Consider the following 12,501-nt stretch of genomic DNA (forward strand, 5'->3'; position numbering starts at 1 on the left):
TGCTCATTCTCTCGAAAATTTTACTTGACTTTTTTTAGCAGGTCTTCAAAAGAAGGACACCGCCAGAGGGATTCACAAGCTGTCTCCCTCTGGCGGTGCCGCAACAGTTTATAGTTCCTGTGCCTGCGTCTTTTTCAGAGCAGATTCGGCTCCCTGCTCCTCCTTATGTGCCGTCTGTTTCTCGTGGAGCCTAGCGAGAACAGACCCACCCCTGGCGGGGCGATCAGGCTCGGTCACTTCTTGCGCAACCTCCGGCTGTTTCCGGGTGGGTGTCACAGTTTCCATAGCTTCCGATGTCTCATCCAGCCCAACGGCCTCGCTACCGCCGCGCTCATCCATGTTCAAAAGAGCATTGAGTTCTGCCAGCCGCGCCGACTTTTCCTCCAGCTCCGCAGCTTGCGGGAAAGGTCTTTTGACCTCCTCCCTGGCAGCCTCCAACTGGGCCTGCAAGGTTGCCAGTTTGGACTCTGCCTCCGGCAGCTTTTTCTCAATACCCGCCAGAGCATTGTTGATACGCTGGATATTGCCCAGCGGGTCTTTGCCGACCTCCATGGTATAGCTGCATTGCCGCTTGACGGTGAGCATGAATGTCTGGTTAAAGGTGTCATAGCTCGCCACCAAAGCGAACCCGTGATAATCACCGATTTGCCCTGCCGTATTGACGGCTTTCAAACCGGCGCAGGCCGCCAGAATCGCTGTGCCAGCCTCTTTCTTGTCCCTATAGGTCTTTTCCCCAACGGTAATGACAAACTCGTCTTTGTCCTGGTCGAGATACGGTTTTACCGCCTCCAGGTCAGCTTTCAGCCCAGCCACGCGCTCTTTCGTGGCAGTAATCTCTATCGGGTAGCGCTTGGCAATGTCCGATTCCAGACGGTAAATCTGACTGGTGTGGTTGGCTTTGAGCAGCTTTAGCTTGCTCACCTGGATGTCCAAGTCCATCTTCTCCTTGATGTACGGATTGCCTGTTGCCAGCGCCTTGATTTCCGCGTAGGAAAGCGCCGTATCGTCCACATCTTCCGCAGAACGCACAGGGGATTTGGATGTCATGATCTGGCTGATGAACTTCTGCTTATTCTCCAAAAGCTGCCACATGTACGCATCAAACGTATTTTCGGTGACGTAACGATAAATTTTTACCTTCTTGTTCTGGTTGCCCTGACGTAAAATTCGTCCTTCCTGCTGTTCCAGGTCAGAAGGTTTCCAGGGGCAGTCCAGATGATGCAGCGCAATCAACCGATCCTGGATGTTGGTTCCGGCTCCTAGTTTCGGTGTGGAACCGAGCAGGATACGCACCTGACCGGCGCGCACCTTGGCAAACAGCTCCGCCTTTTTTGTCTCGGTCGTTGCCTCATGGATAAAAGCAACTTCTTCCCTTGGAACGCCCTTTGCCACCAGTTTATCCCGCACATCATCGTAGACATTGAAACTGCCGTCGCCTTTCGGCGTGGACAGGTCACAGAAAATTAGCTGGGTGGCGCAGATGTCACTGGTTTCCTGCCAGATAGAAAAGGCATTTTCGACACAGTGATTCACCTTACTGTCCGGCTCATCCGGGAGAAGGTCATTCAACAGCCGCTGATCCAATGCGCATTTCCGCCCATCGTTTGTGATCTTGAGCATGTTATCGGTCCTGGGGTCAACCGAACCTGTGCGGACGACTTCCGCCCGGTCAGCAAAGCTGGATACCATATCCTGCTGGATTTCACTGGGCTTTAAGACCACGTTGACATACTCCGCTTCCGGCACCGGCAGGTGCAGCATATCCGCCGTGCGGACATCCGCTGCCTCCTTGAATACCGAAATCAGTTCCGGGAGATTAAAAAAGCGGGCGAACCGCGTTTTTGCACGGTAGCCCGTTCCTTCCGGTGCCAGTTCAATCGCCGTCACCGTCTCCCCAAACGTAGCGGCCCAGGAATCGAAATGTCCCAGTCCCATCTTCTGGAGGGTGTCATATTGCAAATAGCGCATGATGGTGTAGAGTTCCACCATTGAGTTGCTGATAGGAGTACCGGTCGCAAAGGTAATGCCCCGGCTGCCTGTAATCTCATCCAGGTATTGGCACTTCATAAACATATCCGAGCTTTTCTGCGCGTCCGTCTGGGAGATGCCGGCCACGTTCCGCATTTTTGTGTAGAGGAACATATTTTTGTAAAAATGGCTTTCGTCCACAAACAGCCGGTCAACGCCCAGTTGCTCAAAGGTGACCACATCGTCCTTGCGCGTCTGGTCGTTCAGTTTCTGCAATCTCACCTGCAATGATTTTTTGGTCTTTTCCATCTGCTTGACGGTGAAGTTTGCCCCGGCCTTGTCCTTAGCATCCGCGATTGCCATTGTGATATCGTCAATCTGGCGTTCAATCGTGGCAATCTGCCGTTCCCTGGACAGTGGGATACGCTCAAACTGGCTGTGGCCGATGATAATAGCATCATAGTTGCCCGTGGCGATGCGTGAGCAGAACTTTTTTCGGTTGGCCGGTTCAAAGTCCTTCTTGGTCGCCACCAGGATATTCGCGCCGGGATACAGGCGTAAAAAGTCGCTGCCCCATTGCTCTGTCAGATGGTTGGGCACTACATACAGGCATTTCTGCGCCAGGCCCAGACGCTTGCTCTCCATGCCGGCAGCGATCATCTGGAAGGTCTTGCCAGCACCGACACAGTGGGCCAGCAGGGTATTCCCGCCATACAGGATATGGGCCACCGCATTTTTCTGGTGCTGCATCAGGGTGATCTCCGGCGTCATACCCACAAAGCGGATGTGCGAGCCATCATATTCACGGGGGCGGATGCTGTTAAACATCCGGTTATAGGTCTGCACCAAATCTTCCCGGCGATCCATATCCCGGAAAATCCATTCCTTGAATGCCTCCTTGATGGCGTCCTGTTTCTGCTGGGCCAGCATCGTCTCATTTTTGTTGAGAACCCGATGCTCATTCCCGTCTATATCACGCTCCGTGTCATAGATTTTGGTGTCCCGCAGGTTCAGGGCATCTTCCAACAGCCGGTAGGCATTGGCGCGGGTGGTGCCGAAGGTGGCATTGACCAGCGGATTGTTTACATCCCGGCTTTTGCCCGATACATTCCACGCGCCGGTCACATCGGAATAGGAGACGGAAATAACTCTCCCCGCCATATACCAGGGCGTGTGGAACGTCTCCTGCATGAATTCCTGGACATATTCCGGCTTGATCCAGGTTGCGCCAAGGCGCACCTCAATTTCAGACGCATCCAGGTCTTTGGGCTGTACCCGTTCCAGATAGGCCACATTGATGGCAAATTCCGGGTGATTCTCTGCAAACTGGCGGGCCACAGCCAGCTTTTCGCGGACGTTGCCGGAAAGGTATTCATCCGACATTTCCCACTGGTCAGTCAGCGGATTTTTGAAAATCACGCCTGACAGTTCCTCGGTGATTTCGTTCTCGGTTTTCCCCGCCAACTGCGCCATAAAGGGCACATCCACCTTGGCACGTTCCCCGATGGATACCGCCAGCGCCTCGCTGGCCGTGTCCACGCTGGTCACAGCTTCCGGGCGGCGAATGGTACGCTTTGTAAAGATGTCGGCTTTCCGCTTCAGTTTGCCTTCTTCGTCCAGAATTTCCAAGGAAGCCAGCAGGCAGTAGCTGCTGTCCTGCGAAAAGGCGCGGCGATTGGCGTTGCTGCTGATTAGGCCGTATTGCGCCGTAAAGGAATCATAGGCCCGGTTCAGTTTGTCCTGGGCGATGGTCAGTTCTGCATCGGAGCAGTTTTCCATCTGCAAATTGAGCAGATTTTGGGTCAAGTCCCTAAGTTCAATCATCCCCAGCACCCGTTCGGTTGTCGTTGCCGGCAGTTCCATGAGATTCATCCGGGAATTTTCACGGTAATACACGAGGCCGTCCACGTTGGCGAAGCTGAAATTCTTCACCTCCGGGTCTGCCGGTATCGACGTATCCACGCCCTCCAGCTCGGATTCATCCAGTTCCGGCTCGGTGATCGTTCCCTGAATGTGGGAGATGGCCGCTTGCAACTGGTCAGCCAGCACAGCGCCCTCGATGGGCTTTACCGTCACCTCCTGCTTGCCGTACTGGGTGTTTTCCGTTGAAAACGTGCCCAAAACCATCTCCGGGTGTCTGGCAAAGTACGAGTTGACCGTATAGCCTTCCTCGGTCGTACCCAGATGCACCCAGTCCGGCTCCTCCAATGCCACCCGGTCACGCTTCTGGAAAAACAGAATATCCGCCACCACGCCGGTGTTGGCATTGCGCATAAAGGCGTTATCCGGCAGGCGGATAGCGCCCAACAGGTCGGCCCGCGCCGCCAGATAACGGCGGACGGAATCATTCTGCTTGTCCATTGTGCCGGAGGATGTGATGACTGCCACCACGCCGCCAGGGCGCACCAGATCAAGGCTGCGGGCAATGAAGTAATCGTGGATCAGGAAATTGTAGCGGTCATACCGCTTGTCCAGCACTTTGTAATCGCCAAAGGGGACATTGCCAATCGCACAGTCAAAGAAACTGTCCGGAAACTCCATTGTCTCAAAGCCCTGGACGGCGATCTGATTTTTCTGGTAGAGCTGCCGGGCAATCCGGCCGGAAATGCTGTCCAGCTCCACACCGTACATTTTCAGCCCTTCCATACTCTGTGGCACCAGCCCCATAAAGTTGCCGATCCCGCAGGCCGGTTCCAGCACATTGCCGGTACGCAGCCCCATCTGTTCCAGTGCGGCATACATCGCCTTAATCACGGTGGGAGAGGTATAAAAGGCGTTGAGGGTAGAGCCTCTGGCATCACGGTATTCTTCCGGGTTCAACGCCGCTTTTACCTCGGCATACTCCTTCGCCCAACTGGAGTTGTCCGGGTCAAATGTCTGGGAGATGCCGCCCCAGCCGACAAAGCGGGACAGCACTTCCTGTTCTTCCGCCGTGGCAAGCCGACCCTCGGCCTCCAGTGTTTTCAGCAGATGGATAGCGTCCATGTTGGCGCGGAACTTGGCTTTCGGGCCGCCCACGCCCAGATCATCGTCGGTGATGTGAAAATTGTGCTTTTCCTGAATCACAGCCGTTTGAGCGGGTGCCGCCGGTTCTTCCGTTGCCTCGTCGGTTCGGGTAAACGGCTCCAGCGGCAGGCGGATTTCTTTCCGTACAGCGTTGATTTCTTCCGGCGTCATAACGTGGCCGGTCAGGGGAAGCATCATCCCGTCGTAGGCGACGCGCTCATTTTTGCGCACCCGATCCTCTATATCTGCGATCAGTTGCATTTGTTCCACAGAAAAGTCCGGGTTCAGCATGGGCAGAAGGTTCAAATTTTTCTGGCCTGCCGCATAGATCACGTCCATCTGTTCGCCGGAGAAATCCTCATAGGCATACCGGGATTGCTGGATTGCAATGAATACCTGTTCCTCCGTGGCAAAATCAAATTGGGGTTCTTCCTGCTCGTAGAGTGCGCGGACAAACTCGACCGGTTCCTCCCGAAACAGCGGATACCGCACCTCTCTGGCCATCGTCATGTCCTGCAAACTGACTTTACCCCGTTCAAAGTCCACCGTATCCACGCGGAACTCCCTGCCGTCAATATGCACCGTCGTATCAATGGGTAGATAATCCCTGCCGCTTAAATATTTGGTCTGGGCGTGGGTGCCGTCATTCTGTTCCCCGTAAAGGCAGACATTCTCGCCTTTACTCCAAAGCTGGCGGGAATAATACACCCACTGGTTAGAAGGAAATCCTGTTACGATGATATTGCCGCCCTGTTCCAATGGTTTTTCCAGAAGTCTGCTGTCGAGTATCGCGGACACCTGTTTGGCATCTTCGCCCAGGAACAGGTAATGCCCTTCCAGTTCAAAGCCAATCAGGGAATTGGGGTATTTTTCCTTAACAGCGTTGTACTCGTCTTGTGTTTGCAGCAGCATTGGCTCCAAAGGCTGCGGTTCCCGTTCCGTCTTTTGCTCCTGCACCTCCACTTCCTGCGCATCAGGGCGATGGGCGTGAAGGGCTCGCCTTGCATCTTCCAGCGAATCAAACGGGCCTGCCGTAGCGGCTCCCATCCCCAGCTCCTCATCGAATCCATAATGGTTGTAAAATTTCCCATTGGGATACCGGATGATGGCAATCTCTTCGGTATAGCCGTCCTGCATGGCCATAGCTGAATGGTAACGGGCCACAACGCCATTTTGCACGGGTTCTTCCTGTCCGTCACCGGTATTCGCCGTCATATGTGCCTCGGATGGTGCCGGGGCTGGGGCGGGCATTTCTTCCTTGTCGCTTGCCGGCTCACCGCTGTCCATAAAGTCAAACAGGGAAAGCTGCCGACCGGAAATGCTATTCAAATCCGGTGCCTTTTTCGGCTCCGGGAAGATGGTGAAGGTACCGTCCACATACTGGTGCACCTGGGCCAGAATCTCAGCCCGCTCCTCATAGCGGTCAAAATCCAGAGGCAACGCGGCCAGTGCCTGGTTCATTGCGGTCAACAGGGTTTCTGCCTTGGTGGCATCAGAAAGAGCTTCCGGCAGTTCTTTTCTCGCTTCTTCGTGGAAAAAGGTATCGGTGAAAGGGCGGTCAACTTCTTGTGGAAGCCCACTGTAAAATTGCAGGATGCGGTTTGCCATCCATTCCCGCTCATAGGCCGGCATCCGTGTGTAATCGCCCGGCTGTAAGTATTCCTTTTGCTGAATCAACTGATCTACCCGCAGCGCCGCCTTCGGCCATTTCAGAAAGGTTTGCGCATAGGGTGCGGTATAGCTTCCCCGCGCCAGCGCAATCCCCTTTGTCCCGTAATCCGCATGGGAATCATCTGCTCCGGCCAGCGCGTGGCTGCTCCCGCCTTCCCCATACTGGTGGCGGAGGAAGTCGGCCTTTTCCTTATCCGTGTGTGCACCGATAAAGTACGCATAAACCGTCAAACGTCCATCCGAATATGGGCCACCACGCGTCAGAAAGGCGTCCACTTCATCTTCGGTGATAAAGCGGTCATGCTCTTGCCATGCAAATTCATTCCGCGCCTGATACGGCACAGCCTCGCGGGCGAACTTTTGAAACTGCTGCAACACGCGATCCGGCGCATAATGGCGGAACCGGATCAGGGACGTATCTACAGCATAGGCAGACGCTAACCGTTCAAGACGCTGGTTTAGGTCTGCCACATACTCCGGCGAATCCAACTGTTGAGCCAGGCGCTCCGTCACTTCGGGGAATCCGCCTTGAAATACGGATAAATCATCAAAGAATCGCTCCGCCACGCCATCGGCCAGGTCACGTTCCATATAGATTAAGACCGCGGCGTGTTCTTTGAGTGCGTTGCCCCGCGCTGCGTCCAGCACCACCTGGGGCGCGTATTCCCCCTGGGCGAGCAGTTGCCCAATCCGGGCGCTCACATCCGGCCAAGAGAGAAACGCTTTCTCCGAGATTTTGTCCTTCACGGTATGGCCGGCGGCGATCTGCATTCCCGGTTCATCCCACCAGACCGCATAGTCCCGTCCGTCAATGGTAAAACCCTTACCGCCGACGCCGTATTCACGCTTTACGAACTCCGCGGCTTCCTCCGGCGTCGGGTCGGTCATAAAGTTATAGATCAGCCGGAGCTGGCTTCTGTCCCGGTTGCCGCCGCTGCGAAGGACTTCATCCACCACATCCGCAGGGATAGCAATTTCCCCCGCATACAGCGCCGCCTGCCGTTCCTCAATGGCATGGCGCTGGCTTGCCACCGTCGGCAATTCTGGCAAAGATAAAGCAGAGGCGATTTCTTCCTCTGCTTCACTCAAATCCTGTTCGGTTGTCTCAGGAATCAGTTGTACACCAATTCCGTCAGAATGGTCTCCTCGGCCATCGCCTGCAGGCTGTTCATGTGCGCTGTCCAGGCCAGTTGATCCTTCTCCTTGTCCGGGGCCGGATACTGTTTCAGCAGCCCCGCCATCAGCACGTCCATCCGATCCTCGGCGGCCTTCTCGATCTCCAGCAGGTGCCGGTTCAGTTTGCCTGTCAGCAGCATACTCTGATACCAGTTCTGCTTGTTCTCCTTCAGATACGTCCTGCGCAGCATCCCATACTTGCCCAGTTGCACCGGCTCCTCCTGTACGGCCAGGTTCGGAAACAGATACTCTCCCTTGCGATGATACGTCAGTTCCATGCTCATATCCTCCTTCAGTTGGTTGTGTTCCTGGTTCTTCGCTTTCGCGCTTTAATGCGCTAAATCTTTCATTTACAGTATACAAGCTGTCCACGGATTTTTCAAGCTGCTGCGCCAAATTTTCCCGTTCGATCCGGCGCATCTCCCGGCCAATATCCCGCAGAACCGGCTCGGACAGGCTGCTGGTGGCGTTTCCCAGAAAGGTCAGAACCGAAAGCCGGTTGAAATCCGTCACCGGGATAAAGTCGGATTCCTCCAGTTCCTCCATCGGGTCAAGGCCGCAGCGGCGGCACAGCGTATAGTAGATGCTGTATTCCAGCATATTGCGGAATTCGACCCGAATGTTATCTTCATCCAGTTCCTCCAGGAATGTACCGCCTTTTTCATAGGCCAGACCTTCCATCGCTTCTTCCAGGTTTTCCTCACTCACCTGCCTGGCAATCGCTATCAGGGCCAGCGGCAAGGTATCTGCCGATTCGTCCAGGCCATAGGCGTCTGCCAGGTGGGAAAGAATGGCGTCATGGTGCGTCTCCCGCATTTCCCACAGGTAGGGGTCTCTTGCCCCTTTGACCGGATGGGTATCGGAAATGTCAAAGACATACCGAAGCCGCAGCCTTGGTCCGGTATCGTCCAACAGCGCAATGCCCTTGGCGCCGCGGTTGACCCAGCGGTTCATCTTGCTGTTCCACAGTTCCAACTCCGCACAGGCGGTTGCACCGGGGCGCTGGGCGTGGATCAGAAGATTTTCCTGGAACGAGTACCGGTACAGCCTTGCGGCGGTATCCAGATACCCCATCCAGTCGCGGGGCGACCGGCTGACTTCCTGGGCGTGGGATTCAGCCAACGCCTGAATGGATTGTATTTGTGCCATAGTTGCCTCCTGTCTTATGCAAAAAAGAAATCCCGGCAGGCCATCCTACCGCCCACCGGGAGTATGCAAGGTTACTTCTTTTGGCCCGCCGCTTTTCCTTTCTTGCTGGAGTAGGGTTTCGGGAACGAAAGAGAAAATGCGGGCCGGCCGTTTTCCATCTGCATGACCAGATCAGCGGCGAAGGTAGCATTTTTCTTGGCCGAATAGAGGTCAGTGACATGGGTTTTGCCGGTTTTCAGCAGATCGGCCGCCATCTTTTTGTCGATGGTCTTTTTCATGTTGGCGAGGAAACGATTCTCCTTCCAGAGCGCAAAGCGGCAGGATTTGTCGGAGCAGTAGAAGTTTTTCACGCTCTCATACACCGGCTTGCCGCAGAGTGGGCAGTTGCCAACACTGACCCGCGCATCAAACCGCTGGCGTTCCGCTTCCGGGATGGCGTCGCATCCTTCCAGCACCTTTGCCACCAGTTTGCAGATGTCTTGCAGGAAAGCGTCCGCCGGCATTTTCCCGCGCTCCACACCAAGAAGCCGGTTCTCCCATTCAGCGGTCAGCGCCGCCGATTTCAGATAGTCCGGGATCACGGAGATCATCTCCATGCCATCTTTAGTGGGAACGATCTGTTTGCCTTTCCGGGCTGCGTAGCCGGAATGTACCAGCTTTTCGATGATGTTGGCCCGCGTAGCAGGCGTACCCAGCCCCTTCTTCTCGGTGTCGGCGTCAAACTCTTTGTTGCCGGCTGTCTCCATAGCCGAGAGCAGGGTATCTTCGGTGTATGCCTTGGGCGGAGAGGTGAAGTGCCGGCTCTTACCGGCCTGTACCGATGCAAGTTCCATACCCTCGGTCAGAGAAGCGGGAATTTTCGCGTTCTCTTTATTTTCCCCTACCTTATTATAATAGATACGGAACGCATCCTCGATGGCCTGATACCCAGGCTCCAACACAATCTTGCCTTTGGCCTTAAACGTAGTTTCCGCACACAGCACTTCGACATCCGTCTCCTCATAGATGCAGTCGGGTAAAACTGCCTGGGCGAGCCGCTGGCACACCAGATAGAAGATATTTTTCTGTTTTTCGGCCAGTTGGGAAAGGTCAGCCCGTACCGCCTCCTGGGTCGGCAGAATCGCGTGGTGATCCGTCACCTTGGCATTGTCCACCAGGCGGCTGACCCGTGAATCATCCGGCACAGCGGAAAGAAAGGGCAAAATCTTCGGCATACCGGCAAGCAGCCCCTGAACCGTTCCGGCCATATCCTCCGTGATATACTGACTGTCTGTCCGGGGGTAGGTCACGAGTTTGCCCTCATACAGTTCCTGAAGGACATCCAGCGTTTCCTGAGCGGTATAACCAAAGAAGCGGTTTGCCTCCCTTTGCAGGGTGGTCAGGTCATAGAGCCGGGGCGGTTTCGCCGTTTTCTTGGTCTTTTCCAGTTTTGACACGGTTGCCGGCTTTCCGTGGCAGATCTGCACAAGGTTTTCTGCATCGGCCTCCTCCTGGATGGCGTCCGAAACAACCGTCAGCCCGTCACCGCTCAGCGATACCTTATAATAGGTTTCCCGTACAAAACCGTCGATTTTATGCTGGCGTTCCACCAGCATAGCCAGGGTCGGAGTCTGCACCCGCCCGATCACCAGCCGCTTAAAGTATTTGGTGGTATAGGCCCGTGTGGCGTTCATTCCCACCAGCCAATCGGCGCGGGCGCGGCACTCCGCCGCCTGGAAGAGATTGTCATAAGCCCTACTGTCCTTCAGGTGTGCAAACCCTTCCCGGATGGCGGCATCCTCCATGCTGGAAATCCAAAGCCGCTTGACAGGGGCTTTGCTCCCCACCAGGGCGAACACCCTGCGGAAGATGGATTCACCCTCGCGCCCGGCATCGCAGGCATTGACAATGTATTCGAGATCAGGCCGATTCATCAGGATGGAAAGCACCTCAAACTGTTCCTTTTTCGCCTCAGCCACCGCAAGCTGCCAATGATCCGGGATGATGGGCAAATCCTCATAGTGCCAACGCTCATACTTTTTGTCATAGACCTGTGGCTCCACATATTCTGCCAGGTGGCCCAGACACCAACTGACCAGATACCCGTTGCCCTTAAAATAGCCCTTTTTACGGTTGGCCGCGCCGATCACTTTGGACAGGCTGCCCGATACACTGGGTTTTTCCGCGATCACTAAAATCATAGTCTCCTCCTCCTCGTAAAGTCATGACCCCCGGCTAAGCCGGGGGCTTGTGTAAGCCCTAGAAGGGCATCGAACGGCAAGCCTCTCAAGAGGCACTGAAAAAGTCGCCACTTGCATCACTTGCCCCACAGCCCGTAAACGGGCGCTATTATCTAAGATCAATTTCCTGACAATAGTAAAGTTGTTGATCTCTTCTCGCTTCGCTCGGTGCTTGAAGCTAAAGCTTTTTTACTCTCCCCAGCAGAGCTGGGGGTTCTCATTTTGCTAAAGCATACAATGGAAGGAGGGCAGCCCAAAAGCGGGCCGCCCTCCAGGTGTTTACGCTGTGTTCACGCTTATATATTACTGGGTTTCATCCGAACCGGCATCCTCATCGGTGTCTGCCGGTTCATCCTCGTTGATGGTTTCCAGGCCGTCGCTGATCTCCATGTTCTCGCTCTCGGAATTGTCCTGCTCATGTTGGGGTTTATAAATCTTAAAGTAGAAATATGCCCCCACACCGGCCACGGCGGTCAGCATGATCACAATGAGGAAGAGCGGCAACCCATTGGACGCGGGTTCTTCCTCCGTTTCCGGCTCCACCGCCTGGGTGGGTTCCGGCGTTTGCGCGGGCTCCTCCAACACCACGCCGGCCTGCGCCGGTTCTTCCTGTTCACTCTCTTCGATGAAATCCTGAAGGTCAAGCTCGTCGATCATCGAGAGCATATACACGTTTTCTGTGTTCTGGCTGCGGTCAATGACCAGGAAAAAGGTATTGCCGTTGGCCGTTGTCACGGTCAGGAAATCCTTGGTGGGATCATCGGTAATATCGTCCAGGATTTCCCCGTTGCCGGGAACCGAAAACGGGGTGCCCTCCGGCGTCGTTTCCTCGATCACCGGCTCCGGCGTAGGGGTCGGTTCCGGCTCCGCATAGGCAAACGCCGTCACCGGGAAAAGCGTCAGCGCCATACACAGGGTGGTCAGCAGCGTCAGCAGTTTCTTCTTTTTCATGGTTTCATTCCTCACTTTCCGACGCCTCGTCCGGCGTCTGCTTGTCAAGGCCGGTTTCTTCTCCATCGAAATCCGGCAAGATTTCGGGTGTATCCCCCTCATGCTGCGCATCGGAAGGGCCGGCAGGTTCCACCGGCCGCAGCTCCACCGTGCCGTTCTGAATACTGTCCAGCAAGCGGAGCAAATCCCAGCCTTTCACGTTCATGCTGCGGATGCTGCGGACAATCTCGGCGTCCTCGTCTGCCTTCTGGGACTGCCGCACCGCCTCCAGATGCGCTTTCAGTTCCGCCATTTTCTTTTCCGTTTTCTCAATATCCTCGAGATAACGGCTCAATTTTTTGCTCATATCATCGTCACTCCT

6 protein-coding genes are annotated in these 12,501 nt (G+C 55.1%); 1 reads left to right on the forward strand and 5 read right to left on the reverse strand.

The genetic code is table 11. The features are described from left to right. Positions 1 to 108: 108 nt before the first annotated feature. Complete coding sequence (locus tag KE531_18545; GenBank protein MBR9955596.1) at positions 109 to 7,734, reverse strand: DEAD/DEAH box helicase family protein; 7,626 nt, start codon at positions 7,732 to 7,734, stop codon at positions 109 to 111. A 23-nt stretch (positions 7,735 to 7,757) separates the two neighbouring features. Further along, entirely contained in the window at positions 7,758 to 8,105 is a 348-nt protein-coding gene (locus KE531_18550; protein MBR9955597.1) for a TnpV protein, read from the reverse strand. Positions 8,106 to 8,686: 581 nt separating this feature from the next. Between KE531_18550 and KE531_18555 the strand changes: the two genes are divergently transcribed. Next, positions 8,687 to 8,950: a hypothetical protein gene (locus KE531_18555; GenBank protein MBR9955598.1), complete on the forward strand. Its 264-nt coding sequence runs from the start codon at positions 8,687 to 8,689 to the stop codon at positions 8,948 to 8,950. A gap of 91 nt (positions 8,951 to 9,041) precedes the next feature. On the opposite strand, the gene KE531_18560 is transcribed toward KE531_18555, so the two are convergent. The 3 genes from KE531_18560 to KE531_18570 form a co-directional block, all read right to left on the reverse strand. After that, positions 9,042 to 11,150 carry a DNA topoisomerase 3 gene (locus KE531_18560; protein MBR9955599.1) on the reverse strand — a complete coding sequence of 703 codons (2,109 nt, stop codon included), beginning with the start codon at positions 11,148 to 11,150 and terminating at the stop codon, positions 9,042 to 9,044. Positions 11,151 to 11,492: 342 nt separating this feature from the next. Next, entirely contained in the window at positions 11,493 to 12,140 is a 648-nt protein-coding gene (locus KE531_18565; GenBank protein ID MBR9955600.1) for a DUF4366 domain-containing protein, read from the reverse strand. A gap of 4 nt (positions 12,141 to 12,144) precedes the next feature. Beyond that, entirely contained in the window at positions 12,145 to 12,486 is a 342-nt protein-coding gene (locus KE531_18570) for a DUF4315 family protein (GenBank protein ID MBR9955601.1), read from the reverse strand. Between the last annotated feature and the right edge of the window lie 15 nt (positions 12,487 to 12,501).

Source organism: Eubacteriaceae bacterium Marseille-Q4139 (assembly GCA_018223415.1).
Taxonomy (GTDB): domain Bacteria; phylum Bacillota; class Clostridia; order Lachnospirales; family Lachnospiraceae; genus CABSIM01.

Coding starts and splice junctions, on each gene's coding strand:
- KE531_18550 (MBR9955597.1), bottom strand. CDS start 8,105: ATGAGCATGGAACTGACGTATCATCGCAAGGGAGAGTATCTGTTTCCG.
- KE531_18555 (MBR9955598.1), top strand. CDS start 8,687: ATGTCAAAGACATACCGAAGCCGCAGCCTTGGTCCGGTATCGTCCAAC.
- KE531_18560 (MBR9955599.1), bottom strand. CDS start 11,150: ATGATTTTAGTGATCGCGGAAAAACCCAGTGTATCGGGCAGCCTGTCC.
- KE531_18565 (MBR9955600.1), bottom strand. CDS start 12,140: ATGAAAAAGAAGAAACTGCTGACGCTGCTGACCACCCTGTGTATGGCG.
- KE531_18570 (MBR9955601.1), bottom strand. CDS start 12,486: ATGAGCAAAAAATTGAGCCGTTATCTCGAGGATATTGAGAAAACGGAA.